The 18,988-nt window shown below is 70.1% G+C and carries 15 protein-coding genes and 1 pseudogene; 6 read left to right on the forward strand and 10 right to left on the reverse strand.

Going from position 1 to position 18,988, the window contains the following annotated elements; translation table 11 throughout:
• The first annotated feature begins 107 nt into the window (after nucleotides 1-107).
• Nucleotides 108-257 carry a hypothetical protein gene (locus ACZ7M2_RS09865; protein WP_471594828.1) on the forward strand — a complete coding sequence of 50 codons (150 nt, stop codon included), beginning with the start codon at nucleotides 108-110 and terminating at the stop codon, nucleotides 255-257.
• 30 nt (nucleotides 258-287) lie between these two features.
• Here ACZ7M2_RS09865 and ACZ7M2_RS09870 read toward each other — a convergent pair whose 3' ends face one another.
• Nucleotides 288-1,925, reverse strand: coding sequence for a multicopper oxidase family protein (locus ACZ7M2_RS09870; protein WP_471594829.1), 1,638 nt, complete (start codon nucleotides 1,923-1,925; stop codon nucleotides 288-290).
• 153 nt (nucleotides 1,926-2,078) lie between these two features.
• Here ACZ7M2_RS09870 and ACZ7M2_RS09875 point away from each other — a divergent pair, with 153 nt between their 5' ends.
• The 3 genes from ACZ7M2_RS09875 to ACZ7M2_RS09885 are packed head-to-tail and all read left to right on the forward strand — an operon-like array spanning nucleotide 2,079 to nucleotide 5,253.
• On the forward strand, nucleotides 2,079-3,140 hold the full coding sequence (locus tag ACZ7M2_RS09875; protein WP_471594830.1) for an iron-siderophore ABC transporter substrate-binding protein: 1,062 nt from the start codon (nucleotides 2,079-2,081) through the stop codon (nucleotides 3,138-3,140).
• A 44-nt stretch (nucleotides 3,141-3,184) separates the two neighbouring features.
• Nucleotides 3,185-4,171, forward strand: coding sequence for a FecCD family ABC transporter permease (locus ACZ7M2_RS09880; RefSeq protein WP_471595214.1), 987 nt, complete (start codon nucleotides 3,185-3,187; stop codon nucleotides 4,169-4,171).
• Entirely contained in the window at nucleotides 4,168-5,253 is a 1,086-nt protein-coding gene (locus ACZ7M2_RS09885; protein WP_471594831.1) for a FecCD family ABC transporter permease, read from the forward strand. Before ACZ7M2_RS09880 ends, ACZ7M2_RS09885 begins: the two co-directional genes overlap by 4 nt.
• Before the next feature lie 84 nt (nucleotides 5,254-5,337).
• Here ACZ7M2_RS09885 and ACZ7M2_RS09890 read toward each other — a convergent pair whose 3' ends face one another.
• Nucleotides 5,338-6,378 (reverse strand): NAD(P)-dependent alcohol dehydrogenase, encoded by a 1,041-nt coding sequence (locus ACZ7M2_RS09890; RefSeq protein ID WP_470052389.1) that lies wholly within the window; start codon nucleotides 6,376-6,378, stop codon nucleotides 5,338-5,340.
• 175 nt (nucleotides 6,379-6,553) lie between these two features.
• Here ACZ7M2_RS09890 and ACZ7M2_RS09895 point away from each other — a divergent pair, with 175 nt between their 5' ends.
• Nucleotides 6,554-7,444 (forward strand): helix-turn-helix domain-containing protein, encoded by an 891-nt coding sequence (locus ACZ7M2_RS09895; RefSeq protein WP_471594832.1) that lies wholly within the window; start codon nucleotides 6,554-6,556, stop codon nucleotides 7,442-7,444.
• 134 nt (nucleotides 7,445-7,578) lie between these two features.
• Here ACZ7M2_RS09895 and ACZ7M2_RS09900 read toward each other — a convergent pair whose 3' ends face one another.
• The 6 genes and pseudogenes from ACZ7M2_RS09900 to ACZ7M2_RS09925 form a co-directional block, all read right to left on the reverse strand.
• On the reverse strand, nucleotides 7,579-8,349 hold the full coding sequence (locus ACZ7M2_RS09900) for a globin domain-containing protein (RefSeq protein WP_471594833.1): 771 nt from the start codon (nucleotides 8,347-8,349) through the stop codon (nucleotides 7,579-7,581).
• A 77-nt stretch (nucleotides 8,350-8,426) separates the two neighbouring features.
• Nucleotides 8,427-8,672 (reverse strand): annotated as a pseudogene (locus ACZ7M2_RS09905) (DUF397 domain-containing protein); the annotation flags it as partial.
• Nucleotides 8,673-8,696: 24 nt separating this feature from the next.
• A complete protein-coding gene (locus tag ACZ7M2_RS09910) occupies nucleotides 8,697-9,533 on the reverse strand; it encodes a carbohydrate ABC transporter permease (RefSeq protein WP_471594834.1) in 837 nt (278 codons plus the stop codon).
• A gap of 15 nt (nucleotides 9,534-9,548) precedes the next feature.
• Nucleotides 9,549-10,544: a carbohydrate ABC transporter permease gene (locus ACZ7M2_RS09915; protein WP_471594835.1), complete on the reverse strand. Its 996-nt coding sequence runs from the start codon at nucleotides 10,542-10,544 to the stop codon at nucleotides 9,549-9,551.
• A gap of 65 nt (nucleotides 10,545-10,609) precedes the next feature.
• Nucleotides 10,610-11,956: an ABC transporter substrate-binding protein gene (locus ACZ7M2_RS09920; protein WP_471594836.1), complete on the reverse strand. Its 1,347-nt coding sequence runs from the start codon at nucleotides 11,954-11,956 to the stop codon at nucleotides 10,610-10,612.
• Nucleotides 11,957-12,093: 137 nt separating this feature from the next.
• On the reverse strand, nucleotides 12,094-13,113 hold the full coding sequence (locus ACZ7M2_RS09925; RefSeq protein WP_471594837.1) for a LacI family DNA-binding transcriptional regulator: 1,020 nt from the start codon (nucleotides 13,111-13,113) through the stop codon (nucleotides 12,094-12,096).
• A gap of 180 nt (nucleotides 13,114-13,293) precedes the next feature.
• Here ACZ7M2_RS09925 and ACZ7M2_RS09930 point away from each other — a divergent pair, with 180 nt between their 5' ends.
• On the forward strand, nucleotides 13,294-14,643 hold the full coding sequence (locus tag ACZ7M2_RS09930) for a glycoside hydrolase family protein (protein ID WP_471594838.1): 1,350 nt from the start codon (nucleotides 13,294-13,296) through the stop codon (nucleotides 14,641-14,643).
• Nucleotides 14,644-14,772: 129 nt separating this feature from the next.
• On the opposite strand, the gene ACZ7M2_RS09935 is transcribed toward ACZ7M2_RS09930, so the two are convergent.
• A complete protein-coding gene (locus ACZ7M2_RS09935) occupies nucleotides 14,773-18,045 on the reverse strand; it encodes a S8 family peptidase (protein WP_471594839.1) in 3,273 nt (1,090 codons plus the stop codon).
• A gap of 233 nt (nucleotides 18,046-18,278) precedes the next feature.
• On the reverse strand, nucleotides 18,279-18,962 hold the full coding sequence (locus ACZ7M2_RS09940) for an ABC transporter ATP-binding protein (protein WP_319751483.1): 684 nt from the start codon (nucleotides 18,960-18,962) through the stop codon (nucleotides 18,279-18,281).
• Between the last annotated feature and the right edge of the window lie 26 nt (nucleotides 18,963-18,988).

Below are 18,988 nucleotides of genomic sequence, written 5' to 3' on the forward strand. Positions count from 1 at the left end.
TCGCCCCGGACACCGCGGCAGCCCATGAGCCGGCCGAACCGCTTCCTCCGACACCCGGACCGAAGCGCCGCTGGTGGCAGCGCCGCGGCTGATGCACGGAGGATGCGGTGGGCGGGCCTGCCCGCGGCTCGGGGCGGGGGAGCCACCTGCCGCTCGGGCACCTCGCCCTGGTCCTCGCCGAACGCTTCGACGCGCCGACCGACTTCGGCGGCCCGTTCGGCCACCGCGTCTCCTTCCATCAGCGGGGTTTCGCATGATCAGGTGACAACGCGTCGGCGGCTGGTGCCTCACTTCCGATAGCCGAGGATCGTCATCATGCCGGACTCCGAGTGGTACTGGTTGTGGCAGTGGAGCATCCACAGGCCCGGGTTGTCGGCGTAGAAGTCGACGACGAGTTTGTGGTGTGGCACCACGTGGGCGGTGTCCTTGCGGGCGCCGACCGCGCCGAAGCCGCCGAGGGCGAAGGTGTGGCCGTGCAGGTGCATGGGATGCCACATGTCGGTGGCGTTCATGAGGGTCAGCCGGATCCGTTCGCCGTAGCTGATCGGGTGGCGTTGCTCGACGGAGTACGGCTTGTGGTCGAAGGCCCAGTCGAACTTCTTCATCCCGCCGGTCAGCCTGATGCGCAGCTCGCGGTCCGGTTCGTCGTCAGTGAGGGCCACGGAGTCGTCCGGCACCAGGCGTCTGGCCGGGACGAGTTTGCCGTCGAGTTCGTCCGGGTGCACGGAGGGGTGAGGATTGTCCCCACTGCCGGTGCGCAGGACGGCCAGGGCCCTGGCGTTCTTGCCCTCGGCGAGCGCGACCAGCGGGAACACCCCGTCCTTGGCGGTGATCAACACGTCGTAGCGTTCGGCCATGCCGAGCAGCAACGCGTCCGTCCTCGTGTGCTCGACGGGGTAGCCGTCCGTGTGCGTGATCGTCATCTCGTGGCCGCCCAGCGCCACCCGGAAGGCGGTTTCGGCGCCGGCGTTGATGATCCGCAGCCGGATGCGGTCCCCCTTGCGGGCCCGGAAGACCGAAGGGGCCTTCGCGAGACGGCCGTTGACCAGGTAGAACGGGTAGTCGACGCTGCCTCCCTCGCTGTGCAGGATGCGGCTGTGGGAGTTCCGCAGGACGCGGGAGGGGCCATGGGGCTTCTCGTGGGCGGCCTTGTCATGAGCCTTGCCCCCGGGTTCGTCGTCCTCACCCATGCCCATGCCCGTCGCCATGCCCTTGCCGTCGAGCAGCTGTGCGAGCACACCGTCGGGGGTGGAGCCGGCCACGCCGTCCACCCAGTCGTCCAGGACGACGACCCACTCCTTGTCGTAGGACAACGGCTCCCTGGGGTCCTCGACGATCAGCGGGGCGTACAGGCCGCGGTCGAGTTGCAGCCCCGAGTGCGAGTGCAGCCAGTACGTGCCCGGGTGCGTCACGGCGAAGCGGTAGTTGAAGTCGTCGCCGGGCTTGATGGGGTGCTGGGTCAGGCCGGGCACTCCGTCCATGTCGCAGCGCATACGGACACCGTGCGAGTGCAGCGTCGTGGACACGGGCAGATGGTTGGCCAGGTTGAGATCGAGGATGTCGCCCGACTTGATCCGCACCTCCCTGCCGGGCAGCGAGTCGCCGTACGCCCATGATCTGACGGTCCGTCCGCCCAGGTCGAGGGTGGTCTCGGCGGCCGTGAGGTGGAACGAGCGGACGGGGCCGGAACCACGTTTCCTCTCGACGGCGAGGACCTCGGGATCGGACGGATTCACGTACCCCTTGGGTCCCCTGGGAATGAAAGGCCTGCCGCCGTGACCGACTCCGCTCCCCTGGTGCTCGCCCGGCCCGGGGTGCGAGCCGGGTTCGGAGGAGGAGTCGGACCCGGAGCAGCCGGCCAGGAGTCCCGAGCCGGCGGCCGCGATCGAGGCACCGAGCAGGGTGCGCCGCGTAGGTGTGTGCATGAATGAATAACACACGTTTTACGCTGATATGTCCTCGAACCCGGCACGGCGTGTCCCCCATCGGCGCAGACCTCGTCACCCCGAAGGCACCCCGAAGGCACCCCGAAACAGGGACTAAGGTTAGGCTTGCCTTATTCATTGAACGGAGTACTCGTGCGCACCTTGGGGTCGAAGGCCGTCCTGGCCGTGGCCATCGTCGGCGGTCTGCTGGCCGGATGTTCGTCCGGGAGCGGGGACGGGGACAACGACTCCTCGAAGAGCAAGAACACCTCCAGCGGCGACCGCAATCTCGTGAGCGGGGCCTCCGAGGGCCCCTCCGCCGCCCCCAGCGCAGTCGCCGCCGGGATGGGCGCGGGCGGCGCCAAGGACGGCGAATTCCCTCGGACCGTCGGACACTTCGAGGGCAAGACGGAGATCAAGAGCGCGCCCGGGAAGATCGCCGCGCTCAGCACCGGACAGCTGGACGACCTGCTGACCCTGGGCATCGTGCCGACCGTGACGACCCGCGCGGACAACGCCGGGCTGGCGCCGGACTATCTGAACGACGCCTTCCCCGCGTACAAGAAGCAGTTGTCGGCCATGACCGACGCGGGCACCCGCACCGCGCCCAACCTGGAGACGCTCGCCGCCGCCAAGCCCGATCTGATCCTGATCAACGACTCGCTCGGCGACCTCTACCCGAAGCTGTCGAAGATCGCGCCCACCGTCGTGACGGCCGGCAACGGCATCAACTGGAAGCGGGATCTCCTCCTCGTCGGTGACGCGGTCGGCAAGGGCGACAAGGCGCAGGAACTGCTCAACGGCATCGTGAGCGACGCCGCCGCACGGGGCGGGCAGCTCGGCGATCCCGCCGTCTCCATGGTGCGGTTCACGCCGGACCGGACGCGGATGTTCGGCGTGTCGTCGTTCACCGGCTCCATCGCCGTCGACATGGGGCTCTCCCGGCCCAAGTCACAGCAGTTCAAGGCGATTTCACAGGACATCGGGGCGGAGAGCATCGATGTCGCGGACGGGGACTGGATCTTCTACTCCGTGCAGGGCGACGCCTCCAAGACCGACGCGGGCAGCGTGCTCGCCGGGCCCCTGTGGAAGTCGATGAAGGCGGTCAAGGCCGGGCACGCGGTGAAGGTCGACGACGACCCCTGGTACCTCAACGCCGGCCCCACCGCCGCCCGGCTCGTCGTACGACAGCTCGCGGACACCCTCGTCAAGTGACCGGTCCCACGTCCCTCGCACGCCGCACGTCCGCCCCCGCGGGCGTGCGGCGTGCGACCTGGCTGGGTGTGGCCCTCCTCCTCGCCGTCACCGCAGCCGCCCTCAGCCTCGCCGTCGGCACCCGCCCCGTCCCGCTGTCCGCCGTCCTCGACGCGCTGGTGCACGGCGGCGGTTCACCGGACGCGCTGGTCGTACGGTCGCTGCGGGTGCCGCGGACCGCGATCGGACTGACCGCCGGTGCCGCCCTCGGACTCTCGGGGGCGGCGCTCCAGGCGGTCACCCGCAATCCGCTGGCCGACCCCGGCATCCTCGGGCTCAGCCAGGGCGCGGCGGCCGGTGTCGTGTTCGCCATCGCGCTCGGCTGGGCGAACGGCTTCGACGGGTACGTCTGGTACGCCTTCACCGGCGCGGTCCTCGCCGCCTGCGTCGTGTACGCCATCGCCTCGCGCGGACGCGGCGGCGCCTCCCCGGTGAAACTGGCGCTCGCCGGCACGGCCCTGTCGGCGATGACGGCGGGAGCCACGACCGTGGTCCTCACCTCGAGTTCGGCCACGCTGGACCAGTTCAGGTTCTGGCAGGTGGGCGCGCTCAGCGGGCGCGACGCGGCGACGGTGGGGCGCATGCTGCCCTTCCTCGCCGCCGGTGCGCTGCTCGTGCTGGCCTGCGCCCGCGGCCTGGACGCGCTCGCGCTCGGCGACGACACCGCACGGGCACTGGGCCACCGGGTCACGCTCGTACGGGGCTGTGCGGCGCTCGGCGCGACCGTGCTCACCGCGGCCGCGGTCGCCGCCGCGGGCCCCATCGCCTTCATCGGCCTCGCCGTCCCCCACCTCGCCCGCCGACTGGTCAAGGGCGGCCACCGCTGGACCCTTCCCCTCTCCGCACTGCTCGGCGCCGCCCTGCTGCTCACCGCGGACGTGGCGGGCCGGGTGGTACGCGCCCCGGCGGAAGTGCCGGCCGGGGTGATGACCGCGCTGGTCGGCGTGCCGGTCCTGGTCGTCCTCGTACGGCGGAAGGGCATGGCCTCGTGACCAGGGCCCCCACGGCGCCCGCCGAGCCCACCGCGAGCCGCACCGCGTACCCGCACGCGGCCGGGCTGTCCGTGCTCCGCCACCGGCGCCTCTCCCTCCTCCTGCACCGGCGCGCCGCCGTCGTCGTCACCGTCCTTCTCCTGCTCCTCGCGGGCGTGATGCTGCTCGCGGCGTGCGTCGGGCAGACGTATGTCCCGCCGGGCGAGGTCTGGCGGGTGCTGCGCGGCCACGGCGGCCCCTACGACCTGGTCGTCGGCGAGCTGCGGGTCCCGCGGATCGTGCTCGGCGCGCTGGTCGGGGCGGCGCTCGGGCTCTCCGGGGCGCTCGTACAGACCGTCACGCGCAACCCGCTGGCCAGCCCGGACGTCATCGGCGTCGGGCACGGGGCCGCCGCCGCGACCGTACTGGCGCTGGCCACCGGAACCGTCGCCTCCCCCGGCGCGCTGCCCGCCGTCGCCGTCACCGGTGGTCTCGCGGCCGCCGCCCTGGTGTACGTACTGGCCTGGCGGCACGGAATGCAGCCGAGCCGGTTCGTCCTGACCGGGGTGGGCATCGGCGTCGCCCTCTCCGCCGTCGTCCAGCTCTACCTCACCGACAGCGAACTGGCCGCCGCCGAGCAGGTCAAGCTGTGGCTGACGGGCAGTCTGAACGGGCGCGGCTGGGAGCAGGCGGGCCCCCTCGCCGGGGTCCTCCTCCTCGCGCTGCCCGCCCTGGTGTGGGCGAGCCGCGCGCTGCGCCCGCTCGGCCTGGACGCCGACACGGCCGCCGCGCTCGGCGTCCGCGTGCAGCGCACCCAGCTCGGTCTGACCGTGCTCGGGGTGGTGCTCGCCGCGGTCGCGACCGGCGCGGCGGGCCCGGTCGGCTTCGTCGCCCTCACCGGGCCCCAACTGGCCCGCCGCCTCAGCCGCACCCCGCAACTCCCCCTCGCCGCCTCCGCCCTGACGGGCGCGCTGATCGTGGTGGGCGCCGACCTGGTGGCCCGCACGCTGGTGCCGCCGCTGGAGATCCCGGTCGGGGCGCTCACATCCCTGGTGGGCGGTCCCTATCTGCTGTGGCTGCTGGGCAGGTCGGGCCGCCGCTGACGGGATCGCCGTACCTACGGTGGAAACACCGAGGGCGCCTACCGGTCGTACGACCGGTAGGCGCCCTGCGAACTCCGTCCGCGACTAGATGGTGGCGGTGTCGATCACGAAGCGGTAGCGGACGTCGCTCGTCAGCACCCGCTCGTAGGCGTCGTTGATCTCGGATGCGCTGATCAGCTCGATCTCGGCGCCGAAGCCGTGCTCGGCGCAGAAGTCCAGCATCTCCTGGGTCTCCCGGATGCCGCCGATACCGGAACCGGCGAGGGTCTTGCGGCCGCCGATCACGGAGAAGAGGTTGAGCTTGACGGGCTCCTCCGGGGCGCCCACGTTCACGAAGGCGCCGTCCGTCCTCAGCAGGGACAGGTAGGCGTCCAGGTCCAGCGGGGCGGACACGGTCGACAGGATCAGGTCGAAGGTGCCGCGCAGTTCCTCGAAGGTCTTCGGGTCGCTGGTGGCGTAGTAGTGGTCGGCGCCCAGCTTCAGCCCGTCGTCCTTCTTGCGCAGGGACTGCGACAGGACGGTCACCTCGGCACCGAGCGCGTCCGCGATCTTGACGCCCATGTGGCCGAGGCCGCCCATGCCGAGGATCGCGACCTTCTTGCCGGGGCCGGCGTTCCAGTGCTTGAGCGGGGAGTACGTGGTGATGCCGGCGCAGAGCAGCGGCGCGGCCACGTCGAGGGAGATGCCGTCGGGGATACGGACGGTGTAGTTCTCGTCGACGACGATCTTCTCGGAGTAGCCGCCGTAGGTCGGCTCGCCGTTCTTGTCGAGGGCGTTGTACGTGCCGACGCCGCCTCCGGTGCAGTACTGCTCCAGGCCGGCCTTGCAGTTGTCGCACTCGCGGCAGGAGTCGACGAGACAGCCGACGCCCACGCGGTCGCCGACCTTGAACTTGGTGACGCCGGAGCCGACCTCGGAGACGATGCCGGCGATCTCGTGACCCGGCACCATCGGGAAGATCGCCTCACCCCAGCCCTCCCGGGCCTGGTGGATGTCCGAGTGGCAGATACCGGCGAACTTGATGTCGATCAGGACGTCGAACTCACCGACCGGGCGGCGCTCGATGGTGGTGCGCTCCAGCGGAGCCTTGGCGGCGGGGGCCGCGTACGCAGCAACAGTGGTCATGCCGGGGGTTCTCCTAAGGAGTGGTGTGTCCTGTGCCCGGCTGCCTTCGGTCGGGCACGCTGTACAGCTTGCCCGAGCGGAGAGCCTTCACCCAGGTCACGGCTTTGCGTACGTCCGCTGGTCCTACTACTGGCGGGGTCAGGTTCACCGGCGTACGACCGTGAATACTGGACGCATGGACGAACAGCCCTCCCCGCCCCTGGACCGGCGTGCCGAGCTCAGCGAGTTTCTGCGCACCCGCCGGGCCCGGCTGAAGCCGGAGGACGTGGGGCTTCCCGACTTCGGCCGGCACCGCCGGGTGCCCGGGCTGCGGCGCGAGGAGCTGGCGCAGCTGGCCGGGGTGTCCGTGGCGTACTACACGCGCCTGGAACAGGGCAACGGACGGAACGTGTCGGCGGAGGTGCTCGACGCGATCGCCCGCGCCCTGCGGCTGACGGACGCCGAGCACGCGCATCTCACGCACCTCGCGAAGCCCAAGGCGCACAAGAAGAAGCAGCCGGCACGGCCGCAGCAGGTACGGGGGGCGCTGCGGCAGCTGCTGGACTCGATGGACGGCGTCCCCGCGTACGTCGGTGGGCGGCGCACGGACATCCTGGTGTGGAACCGGATGGCGGCGGCCGTGTTCGGTGACTGGTCGGAGCTGGCGCCGCAGGAGCGGAACTGGGCGCGGCTGGTGTTCCTGAGGCCGGAGTACCGCGACCTGTACGTGGACTGGGAGCAGAAGGCGATCGACATCGTCTGCATGCTGCGCATGGACGCGGGCTGTCACCCCGACGATCCGCGGCTTTCCGCCCTGGTCGGGGAGCTGTCCGTGAAGAGCGAGGACTTCCGGCGGCTGTGGGCCACGCACGACGTCAAGGAGAAGAGCCACGGGGTGAAGCGGATGCGGCATCCGCTGGTGGGTGATCTCTCCCTCCAGTACGAGTCGTTCCGGCTGCCCGACGACAGCGAGCAGTCACTGGTCACCTACCACGCGGAGCCGGGGTCCGCCTCGGCGGAGGCACTGCGCCTGCTGGCCAGCTGGGGCACGGACGCGACCCGCGCGGGCGCGAGCACGCCCACGTAGCACCGGCCCGCTTCCCGGGGCTGCGCCCCGGACCCGGGTGCGTTCTTCGACTGCGGGCCAGTGGGGCTGGTCGCGCGGTTCCCCGCGCCCCTGAAAACCTCCGGGCGGCGCGGGTGGCCAAGGAAACCCGGCCGTCAGGGCTGGTACGGCGGGGCCGCTCCCCACGTCCACCTCGGTACCGGCTGGTCTCCCGGAGGGGTTGCGTCGGGGCCGGAGAAGTGGACGGCCAGGCGCGTGCCCCATTCCGCGTAGGCGAGGAAGGCGGAGCGGAACTCGGCGTCCGTGGGCAGGCCCGCGTCGTCCGCCGCGTCCTGGATCAGGTTGACCCACCGGCGGCGCTGCGCCTCGGTGATGTTCTTGCCGAAGTGTTTGGCGACCATGTGGTCATGGCCGCCCTGGGTCTCGGAGTAGGCGGGCGGTCCGCCGAAGACCTCGCCGAGCCAGAGGGCGACATGCATCGCGTGTTCGGGGGCCAGGCCCTCGAACACCGGTGCGAGGACATCGTCCTTGACGACCTTGGCGTAGAACGCCTCGGTGAGGCGGGCGAAGGCCTCGGCGCCCCCGGCCCAGGCGTAGAGAGTGGGGACCGCCGCGCCCGGGCCCCGTACCGTCGTCGGCGCGTAGTGGCGCATCTCCTCGATGTAGGGGATGTAGGGCTGGATCTCGGCGTAGAAGGCGGGGAACAGCTCCGACTTCCGGAATCCCTCGACGTGGTCCTCGGTCGAGGTCCAGGTGATCCGCAGGACGAAGTGCTCGAAGTCCTCCTCGCAACGCGCCAGCTCGTAGTCCACGCAATGCGGCGACGCGGCGAGCTGGGCCGCGGCCCGCGTGTAGGCGGCCAGGAACTCCGCGGACTTCTCCTCGGGAATGCGGTAGCGGATGTACTCGACAGTCGATGCGGTCATCCCCCCACACAAACACGGAGGGCCCGCCGGACGCTCTCCTTCCGACGGACCGCCACGCCGTGTCACCGCTCATGCGCTCAGCGAGTCGGCCCGTCGCCCTTGAGCGCCGCGACGAAGGGGGCCCAGGCGTACGCGGGGAGGACGAGGGCCGGGCCCTCGGGGACCTTGGAGTCGCGGACGGGGACGAGGCCCGGGAGTCCGTCGGCGACTTCGACGCACTCCCCGCCGTCACCGTTGCTGTGGCTGGACTTGCGCCAGAGGGCGACGCCGGGGAAGTCGCTCGCGACCTCTACGCAGTTGCCACCGCTGCCGTTGCTGTAGCTACAGCAAGACCGTGTGGTGCGAACTCAGCCCTTGACCGCGGAGCTGGCGACTCCCTGGACGAACCAGCGCTGGAAGAACGCGAAGACCACGAGGACGGGCAGGACGAGGAGTACGCCGAAGGCGAGGATCTGGCCCCAGTCGGGGGGCAGCTGGCCCTGGAAGACGCTCATCTCCAGGGGGAGAGGGCGCACCGACGGATCCGAGACCATCAGCACCGGCCACAGGAACGAGCCCCACTGGGTGAGGAAGGTCAGGATCGCGACGGAGGCGAAGGCCGACTTGCTCATCGGGACGATGATGGCGAAGAAGGTGCGCCAGGGGCCGGCCCCGTCGAGGCGGGCGGCTTCCTCGATGCTGGGCGGGATCGAGCGGAAGAACGTGTGGAACTGGTAGATCGAGAAGGCGTTGGCGATGAAGGGGATCGCCTGGATGAAGAGGGTGTTGCGCTGGCCGTTGAACATGTAGAAGAGCGGGACGGCCACGGACTCGAAGGGCACCAGCATCAGGAGCAGGACGAGGGTGAAGACGGCTTCCCGGCCTCGCCACTTCAGCCGTGACAGGCCGTACGCCGCCATGGAGTTGACGAACAGGCCGCCGGTGACGACCACGAAGGCCAGCAGCAGCGAGACACCCATGAAGCGCCAGAAGTAGCCGGTGCTGTCGGAGTTGAGACTGTCCAGGACGGCGGAGTAGTTGTCGAAGGACAGGTGGGTGGGCAGGAAGCCGGAGAGGCCGTTCAGGACTTCGTCGGAGGGCTTGAGGCTGCCCATGAGCAGGTAGAGAACCGGCAGGGCGAAGATGAACGCCAGGACGCCGAGTACGGCGTAGTCGAGGAAGCGGCGCAGCCGCGTGCGGGTCATGTGTCAGGCCCCGTTTCAGGTGTTCTCGGGCCGGACGACACGGCGCTGGACGAGGGTCAGGACGACGACGATCAGGAAGAAGATGACGGTGATCGCGGATGCCTGGCCGATGTTGTTCTGGTCGAAGGCGGTGGTGACGGCCTGGTACATCACGGTGCGGGTGGCGTCCTCGTCGAGTCCGCCACCGCGGATGAGGACGTAGACCTGGTCGAAGACGCGGAAGGAAAGCACCGAGGTGAGCATCACGACGAAGACGAGGGTGCCGCGGATGCCGGGCAGGGTGACGTGGCGGAACTGCTGCCAGCGGGTCGCGCGGTCGAGTTCGGCGGCTTCGTAGAGCTCGCCCGGGATCTGCTGGAGCCCGGCCAGCAGGATGACCATCTGGAAGCCGACGCCCTGCCAGACGGACAGCACGATGATCGAGGCCATGGCGGTGGCGCCGTCGCCGAGCCAGTCGAAGGCGCCCCAGTGGCCGAAGCTCACCGCGTGCAGCGTCGAGTTGAGCAGGCCCTGGTCGCTGCGGCTGAGGATGAGCCGCCAGATCACGGCGACCAGCGCCATGGGGAAGACGACCGGCATGAAGAAGAAGGACCGGAACAGGCCGATGGCCTTGAGCTTGCGGTTGAGCAGGGTCGCCAGTGCGAGCGCGAGGCCGGTCTGCAGCGGTACGACGACGACGGCGAAGGTCAGGTTGTTGAGCAGGGCCCGCAGGAACGGGCCTGACAGGTCCGGGTCGGTGAACAGGCGCCGGTACTGCTCCAGGCCGAAGAACGACGGCGCCAGCGGGGAGCCGAGGCGCACGTTGTAGAAGGAGAGGACGACGGCGTAGCCGAACGGCACGCCCACGAAGGCGATGAGACCGACGACGGCGGGGCTGGACATCAGCAGTCCGTGCACCCACTCGCGGTTCTTTCGCACCGTTCGCGCCGGCCTCGCGGGCTTCACAGGTGTCACGGGCGGGGCCTGCTCCGGGTCGGGGGGCGCGGGGTGCGCGGGTTCGTCGGATTTCACGGGTGGGTCCTGTTCCCGGCCGGGGGCGGACGCCGCTTGCGCGCGCCCGCCCCTGCCGATGGGTCCTACGGGATCTTGTAACCGGCGTTGTCGGAGAAGTCCTGGTCGATGGCGCGGGCGGCCTTGGCCAGGGCGCTCTTGGGGTCGGCTCCGCCGTAGATCGAGTTCAGGGCTCCGCTGAACTTCGAGGTGATGACGGGGTATCCGGCGGTCACCGGGCGGGTGACCGCGACGCAGGACTTGGTGATGTCACTGTCGCCGCAGGGCTTGGCGAGCTGGTCGGCGAAGAGCTGGAGCGGGCCGCCCTGCTTGTAGAGGGGGCTCGCGGCGAGCGCGGTCTTGGTGGCGGGCACGGCCCCGTTGGCCGTCGTCATGGCGGTGACGTTGGTGTCGTCCAGGAGGTTGTCCATGAACGCTCCCGCCGCCTTGGCGTTCTTCGAGTCGGCGCCGATACCCCAGGACCAGGAGCCCTGACCGGTCTTGGGGCCGTTGCCGAAGTCGGGCAGCGGCAGCACGACGAGGTCGTCACCGAGGGCCTTGCTGTAGGTGGGGTACATCCAGTGGCCCACCCAGCTCAGGGCGACGCGGCCCTTGGCAAAGGCGTTGCCGTCCGTGTTGGGGTCGACGGACGTCTTCCAGGACTGGAAGGTCTTCATGGCCGAGACCGCAGCGGGACTGTCGAGGGCACCCTCCGCCTTGCCGTCCTTGATGAGGGAACCGCCGGCCGACCAGACGATCGGGGCGAAGCCGTAAGTGCCCCACTCGTTGGCCAGACCGTTGTTCTCCTGGATGTCGAGGGTCTTGCCGTCGGGGTCCTTGGCCTTGAGCGCCTTGAGCGCGGCGGTGAACTGCGCCGCCGTCCAGTCGTCGGACAGGCTCGTCGGGTACTTCACCCCGGCCGCGTCCAGCAGCTTCTTGTTGCCGTAGATGCCGAGCCCGGAGTCGAACATGCCCAGGCCGTAGTGCTTGCCGCCGATCTCGCCCTGTGACTTGCTCGCGTCGGTGGCGTTGGCGAGGGTCTTGGCGGAGACGTAGGAGTCGATCGGGGCGAGCTTCTTGTTGTAGACGAAGTTCGCCATGGTCGGGCCGTCGAATTCCATCACGTCCGGCAGCTGGGAGGCGTCGGTGGTGGTGATGGTCTTGGTGTAGTCGCTCTCGGGAATCAGCTTCAGCTCGACCTTGATCTTGCTCTGAGAGGAGTTGAACGACTTCACCGCGTCCTGCAGCGCGGCGGCCTCGCTCTTCTGTCCCTGGTGCGCCCAGACACTGATGGTGCCCTTGCCGCTGCCAGCCTCGGCGGAGGCATTGCCGCTGCCGCTGCCTCCGCCGCAGGCGGCCAGTGCCGCCAGGGGGAGGGTGAGGGCCAGCCCCGTCGAGGCCGTGCGGCGGAACCTTCTGTTGGTCGAGCTCATGGACTGTGCCTCCGTGCTGTGGCGAGGTTTCGAGGTGCGGAAGTGCTTTCGGGGCGTGCGGGTGCGGGGCTCACGGCCTTGCGACTCAAGCGCTTGCGGCTCAAGCGCTTGCGGCTCGGGGGGCAAGGGCTCGGGGGTCACTGCGGTCCGCGCGGGCGCGGCGGGGCGGTGGTCTCGCGCAGGACGAGGCGGATGGGCATCTGCACATGTCCCGGCGGTTCGGCGACCGGCTCGTCCAGCTGCCGCAGCAGCAGCCGGGCGGCCTCGGCGCCCTGGCCGGTGACCGGCTGGGCGATGGTGGTCAGCCCGACCACGTCGGCGAGTTCGTGGTCGTCGAAGCCGATGACGGACACGTCGTCGGGCACCTTCAGCCGGTGGCGGCGCAGGGCGCGCAGCGCGCCCATCGCCATCTCGTCGGACTGCGCGAACACCGCGGTCGGCGGGCGCGCGGCGGCCAGCAGCTCGGTCATGGCCCGCTCACCGCCCTCGACGGTGTAGTCGCCGTCCGCCTCCAGGGCCGGGTCGTGCTCTATTCCGGCCTCGGCCAGGACGTCCAGATACGCCTGCCGCCGCTCGACGGGGGTGGTCCAGTGCAGCGGCCCGCTGGCCCCCGCGATCATGCCGATCCGACGGTGGCCGAGGTTGACCAGGTGCCGTACGGCGCTTTCCGCGCCGACCCGGTCGTCGATGCCGACCACGGTGAACCCGGGCCGGGCACCGCCGACGGTGCTGGCCAGCGGCACCCCCAGCGAGCGCAGCGCGGCGGACTCCTCCTCGTCGGGGATCAGCAGCGACAGCACGGCGTCCACCCGCTTGCGGACCGGCAGCTTGGTGAAGAATCGCTTGCGCGTCTCCGGCGAACCCAGGTTGTACAGCAGGACGTCGTACCCGGCGGCGCTGAACACCTTCTCGGCGGCGTCCAGCACGGTGCCGAAGAACCAGCGGCCCACGTACGGGACGACGACCCCGATGGTGAAGGTGCGGCCGCTGGCCAGGCTGGATGCCGAACGCGACGCGGTGTAGCCGAGCCGGCCGGCGACGGCCGTGATCTGTGCCCGCACCTCGTCGGACACGCCCGGCTGGCCGCGCAGGGCGCGGGACACGGTGGACGCCGAGACTCCGGCGGCGCGGGCGACATCGGTGATGCTGACCGTCACAGCGCATTTCTCCCGTCGGTTTCACATCGGTGTGATCTGTGGGTGACGTGACCGTAAACCCGCCCTCGCTGTTGCGCAAGCGTTTGCGTTCATATTTACTTGGGCCGATTCCCAATAGATCTCGTTGTGATCCATGATCAGCGCACGCGTTTGGGCGCTGTGAGCCGACAGGAACTGCGCATGCGATACGCCCCGCCCGGCCTCTGTGTGAACGACTTCGCCCTGCTGCGCGACGAGGACGGCACGTACGCGGTGCTGCACCTGCAAGGCCCCTGGACACCGGAGTTCGACCATCTGCGGATGGAGACCTCCTACGGCCGGGCCACCTCCACCGACCTGGTCCGCTGGCAGCCCCAGGGCACCGCCTTCGGCAACGGCCTGCCCGGCCGCTTCGACCAGCAGGCGGTGTGGACCATGCACCCCTTCCGGCACGGCGCCGGAATGGCGATGTTCTACACCGGCGTCTTCGGCCTCACCCCGGGCGGCTGGCCGCTCCAGTCCGTCGGCCTCGCCCACTCCGACCGCACCGACGGCACGGGCTGGCGACGCCACGGCACCGGACCGGTCGTCGAGGCCGACCCGCGCTGGTACCGCACCGGTGAGCGCATGGGCTGGCGCGATCCCTTCGTCGTGCGCGACGACGCGTCGGACGGCTGGGTCATGGTCGTCTGCGCCAGCGACGCCTCCCTCCCGGTGGAGGTCAGCGGCTGCGTGGCGCTGGCAACTTCCGACGACCTGGAGCACTGGACGGTCCACCCGCCGCTCATCTCGCCCGGCGACGTCGACGAGTTGGAGTGCCCGGTCCTGGAACGCCTCGACGACGGGTCCTGGCTGCTGCTCGGCTCCATCGGCCAGACGCGCGGCTTCGAGGCGTGGACCGCACCGAGTCTGCGGGGCCCCTGGACCCGGCGCGGGCCCCTCGGCCCGACCGGCTCCTACGCTCCTCGTGTCATCGCCGCGCCCGACGGCTCCCGCGTCGTGCTGCACACCACGCCCCGCCGGGTGGACCTCACCGACACCGGGGAACGCTGCCGCGGGATGCTCGCCCAGCCCAAGTCCCTGGTCGTTCCCGAGGATTCGGCACCCCGCCTGGAGTGGTGGCCCGGTCTGAACACCTGGCTCGACGAGGAGACCGACCACCCCGTCCTGAACGCGGTCGGCGACATCGGCGTGTCAGGGCCTGTCGAGATCACCCTGCGCACCGAGGCCGCGGACGGCGACCGGCCCGCCCTCGTCGTCGGCTGCGACGGCAAGAACCTCTGGGTCACCGGCCCCGGCGGGGCCCGGCTCGGCGAGACCACCCTCACCGAACCCGCCACCACGCTGCGCATCCTCACCATCGGCGAGTACGTCGAGGTCTACGCCGACGGCGTCTTCGCCCTGACGACCCTGTGCTACTCCGGCCACCCCGCCCCCTGGACGGCCGTCACCGAGGGACACAGCCGAGCCGTCCCCGTCCGCCCGGTCCGGCTGCCCGACCCCCACCGGGACGACGCCTCGGCCGTCTGGCCCGGCCCGTCGGCACGCTGACCTCGGCTCCCCTCCGGAGCGGTGGACCTGTTTGCCTCCACCAGAAGCGGGCCCTTCGGGAGTGAATTCCCGAAGGGCCCGCCCTTGCTGCTGTGCGCCGGTACTCCGGCCTCGGCTACGTACTGGCCGTCACTTTCCGTAGTACGCGTTGTAGATCGAGACCGTCGACTTGTTGCCCTGCTTGTCGGTGATCTTCGCGTGGAAGGAGATGCCCTTCCCCTTCGCCGGGTTCTTGACGGTGATCTTGCCGTTCTTGACCTTGAGCATCTTCCAGGTCTGGCCGTAGTCGTACGAGACGTAGACGTACAGCGACTTGAGGTTCTTGCCCGCGGCCGAGCCCTGCACGGAGACCGGGATCGCGACCGTCTTGCCGGCCGCGACACGGCTGTCGAGGCCGGTGGTGGCGTTGAAGCGGACCGTGGAGGTGGGCAGCTTCGCGAAGTCGGCCTTCTTCGACTTGAAGGTCCAGCTGGCGTCGATCCGCGTGGAGGCCGCGGCGACCTTCACCGTGCGCTTGACCGAGGTCGTGAGCTTGTAGGTGGCCTCGGCGGCCGGGACCTTGAACTCCTTCATCCCCACGAGCGGGTCGTCGTTCGAACCGACCTTCGCGCCGTTGCGGTACAGCGTCGTCGTCACGGAGGTGTACAGCGAGGAGCCGGGGTGACCGCTCCCGTCGGCGAACAGCGGCAGGTAGCCCGCGATGCTGTTGCCGTTCCGGAAGACGCCGTAGTCCGCGTTGATCTTCGGGCCGAAGACGGCCGTGTTGTACGTCCTCGTGTAGCTCTTGCCCGCCGTGAGGATCTGCGGGTAGTCGTCCGTGTAGTAGGCCTCGATGATCGGGGTCCCGGTGGCGTCGACGCCGGCGTCCTGCTCGAAGTCGAACGCCCACTGGACCTTCTCACCGGTCGACACGTACAGCGTGCGCGAGGACGGCAGCTTCTGGCTGACCCCGACGCTCATGCTGTCGTCGTCGGGCAGGAAGCCGTACGCGGTGACCGCGCCCGTCTTGCCGGAGGCCGCGGCCCCGAGGTTGGCCTTCACCTTGGCCAGCTCGCTCGCCTTGTAGTGCTTGACGTGCGCGCCCTGGAGCTTGGTCGTCCTGGTGCCGGTGAAGGTGTCGTACTCGGTGCCCGCACCCTTGGTCCACTGTCCGGACCAGCTCTGGAAGAGGCCGGAGGAGATCGCCGGGCCGACGTGTGCCACGCGCACGTCCTGGAAGGAGGCAAGGCCGATGCCGGTGCCGAGGCCGGTGGCGTCGTCGAAGTAGTTGACGAGCGCCGACAGCGGCTTCGCCCCCGCGTCCGGCACCGTGATGTCGGCGCCCTTGGCGGTACGGGCGTCGAGGGTCACCGTGGTGTTCCTGGTGACGCTCAGCCGGGGCTGGATCAGCCAGTCGACCCCGCCCTTCGCCTCGACCAGGTCCTTCACGAAGAGGGAGTTGAGCACGTACTTGCCCTTGGGAACACGCAGGGTCGCGGTGTCGGCCGTGCTCTGCGACGTGTAGTCCCGGGCCTCGCCGACGCCGGAGTAGCCCTCCAGGTCGGTGAGGTGCGTGGGCATCTCACCGGCGCGGTTGACGTACTTGAGGGTGACGTCGTACGACTCCACCTCGCGCTCGACCGCTACGGCCGTGCGCACGGCCTGGCCGCCGCCGCTCGCCGTCACGTACGCCGAGTACGCGCCGTCGAGGGCGCCGCCGAGCTTCGTGTTCGCGGTGACGTCGACAGCGGCCTTGCCGCCCGCCGGGACGGTGAGCGTCTTGGCGCCGAGCGCGAAGAAGCCCGCCGGAGCCGCCTGGCCCTTGGGGTCGGTCGCGGAGATCGCCAGGGTCAGGGTGACGTCCGTCGTCCCGAGGTTGCGGTACGTCAGCTGCCTGGTCGTCGCCGTGTCGTCGGTGTGCGGCCACTGCGCGACACCGAAGCTCACCGATGACGGGTCGGCGAGCACGGTCTGCTTGATCGCCTTGTCGACGGCGATCCGGCCCGAACCCTGCTGGAACGGCGTGTACTTGCCGCCCTTCGCGGAGCCCGTCAGCGCACTCTTGAGCTCGGTGTACGTCCAGTCCGGGTGTTCCTGCTTGAGGATGGCCGCGGCGCCCGCGACATGCGGGGTCGCCATCGACGTACCGGAAATGGTCAGGTAGCCCGCGGGCTTCTCGCCGACCTCCTGGTCGATGAGGCTGCCCGGGGCCGCCGCCGCCGTGATGTCCACGCCGGGCGCGGTGACGTCCGGCTTGATGGCGCTGTCGCCGACGCGCGGGCCGGTGCTGGAGAAGTCCGCCAGCTTGTCGTTGTCGTCGACGGCGCCGACGGTGAGCGCGGCGTCCGCGCTGCCGGGGGAGCCGATCGACTCGGGGCCCTCGTTGCCCGCCGCGATCGCGAAGAGGATGCCCTTCTCGGCCGAGAGCTTGTTGACCTCGGCCTCCAACGGGTCGATGTCGGGGGTGTCCTGGCCGCCCAGGCTCAGGTTCACGATGTCGGCGCCCTGCTCGGCCGCCCACTCCATGCCCGCGAGGATGTTGGAGTCGTCGCCGCTGCCGGTGTCGTCGAGGACCTTGCCGTTGAGGATCTTCGCGCCGGGCGCGACACCCTTGTACTTGCCGCCCGACTTGGCACCGGTGCCCGCCGCGATGGACGCGACGTGGGTGCCGTGGCCGAAGTGGTCGGTGGCGTCGGCGGCGGTGGAGAAGTTCTTGGACTCGATCACCTGGGTCTTGAGGTCCGGGTGGCTCGCGTCGACGCCGGTGTCCAGGACGGCGATCTTGACGCCCTTGCCGTCGTATCCGGCCGCCCATGCCGTGGGGGCGCCGATCTGCGGCACGGACTTGTCGAGGCTCGCCTTGCGGACGCCGTCCAGCCAGACGTGCGCGATGCCGGAGGCCGTCTTCCCGTCGTCGGTGACCGCGGACCACAGCTGGGCCGCGTCCCGCTGCGGCGTCTGCACCGCGTCCGCGTTCAGGGCCTTCAGGCTCCTGCGGAGCGTGCCGGCGTCGCGGACGTCGGCCTTGGCGGCCGCCGCGGATCCTCGGTAGCCGACGATCACCTTCAGGCCCCGCTGCTGGGACTTGCGGACCGCCGCCTTGTTGAGCTCGGTGACATCGAAGAGCCGCCGGTCGAGCTTGCCGCCGGCTATGAGCGCCTGGGCGTCGGCCGGCACCACCAGGGTGTGGCCGCCGGCCTTGCGGATCTGCACGGGCACGTGCTCGCGGCCCTTGGCCCGCTCGAAGCCGACGACGCGCCCCTTGGCGTCGACGACCACCCGGTCACCGGTGATGAGGGTGATGCGGTGCTTGGCCGTGATCCCAGCCGCTTTCCCGGCCGCGGACACGCCCGCCGTGCGCTGCTCCGCCCGCGCGGACGCCGGGCTGGTCATACCCGCCGCCAGTGCCACGGACGCCGCCATCGCGATGGTTGCCGCGCACGCTCTTTTCACTTGTCTGCGCAAGTCTCCCCCTGGAGATCAGGTCCGGACGAATCCCCGTTCATCCGGTCGGGGGAAGCCTCGTACGCATGCACGTACACCCCCCGGAATACGCAAGTATGCCCGGGGGGTGATAGCCCCCTCAATAGCGGGGCGAGGGTGAAGAGTTGACGGAGTTGTTCCGCTAAGCCCCCGCACGCTCCTTTTGCACTTCTTTAAGCACCCGCGTTTTCCTTGACGGAGATCTTCCCCTTGCGAATCGTCGCGAGGCGCGGGGCCTTCTTCGCGATCGAGGAATCGTGCGTGACCATGATGAAAGTGAGCCCGTGCTCCTTCCACATGGCCTCGAGCACCTCCATGATCTCGTCGCGCATGGACTCGTCGAGGTTGCCGGTGGGCTCGTCGGCGAGCAGCACCTTCGGCTGCTTGACCAGGGCGCGGGCGATCGCGACACGCTGCTGCTGGCCACCGGAGAGCTCGGCGGGCAGATGCCCGAGCCGCTCGGCGAGGCCCACCGACTCCAGTGCGTCGGCGGCCCGTTGCCGCCGTTCCTTCACCTTCACACCGAGAGGTACGAGGGCGGTCTCCACGTTTTCCTGAGCGGTGAGCGTGGGAATCAGGTTGAAGCTCTGAAAGACGAATCCGATGTTCTCGCTGCGCACTTTGGTGAGCTTCGCCTCGGACAGTTTGGCCATGTCCGTGCCGTCGAGTTCGACGCTGCCCTCGGTGGGCCGGTCAAGACCGCCGAGCATCTGGAGAAGGGTGGATTTCCCGCCACCGGTGGGGCCCTGGATGACGAGCCGGTCGCCGTCCGCGATGGTCAGGTCGACCCCGGCGAGCGCGTCGACCGTCTCCTTGCCCCGGGTGTAGCGCTTGGTGACGCCTCTGAGTTCGTACATGGTGCAACTCCTGGATGAGGTGGCTG

It is taken from the genome of Streptomyces sp. NPDC111507, assembly GCF_055638955.1.

Bases quoted from the DNA above. Each gene is read 5' to 3' on its own strand.
- ACZ7M2_RS09920 (WP_471594836.1), bottom strand. From the start codon at position 11,956: ATGAGCTCGACCAACAGAAGGTTCCGCCGCACGGCCTCGACGGGGCTG.
- ACZ7M2_RS09930 (WP_471594838.1), top strand. From the start codon at position 13,294: ATGCGATACGCCCCGCCCGGCCTCTGTGTGAACGACTTCGCCCTGCTG.
- ACZ7M2_RS09900 (WP_471594833.1), bottom strand. From the start codon at position 8,349: ATGACCGCATCGACTGTCGAGTACATCCGCTACCGCATTCCCGAGGAG.
- ACZ7M2_RS09940 (WP_319751483.1), bottom strand. From the start codon at position 18,962: ATGTACGAACTCAGAGGCGTCACCAAGCGCTACACCCGGGGCAAGGAG.
- ACZ7M2_RS09895 (WP_471594832.1), top strand. From the start codon at position 6,554: ATGGACGAACAGCCCTCCCCGCCCCTGGACCGGCGTGCCGAGCTCAGC.
- ACZ7M2_RS09910 (WP_471594834.1), bottom strand. From the start codon at position 9,533: ATGACCCGCACGCGGCTGCGCCGCTTCCTCGACTACGCCGTACTCGGC.
- ACZ7M2_RS09935 (WP_471594839.1), bottom strand. From the start codon at position 18,045: ATGGCGGCGTCCGTGGCACTGGCGGCGGGTATGACCAGCCCGGCGTCC.
- ACZ7M2_RS09870 (WP_471594829.1), bottom strand. From the start codon at position 1,925: ATGCACACACCTACGCGGCGCACCCTGCTCGGTGCCTCGATCGCGGCC.
- ACZ7M2_RS09890 (WP_470052389.1), bottom strand. From the start codon at position 6,378: ATGACCACTGTTGCTGCGTACGCGGCCCCCGCCGCCAAGGCTCCGCTG.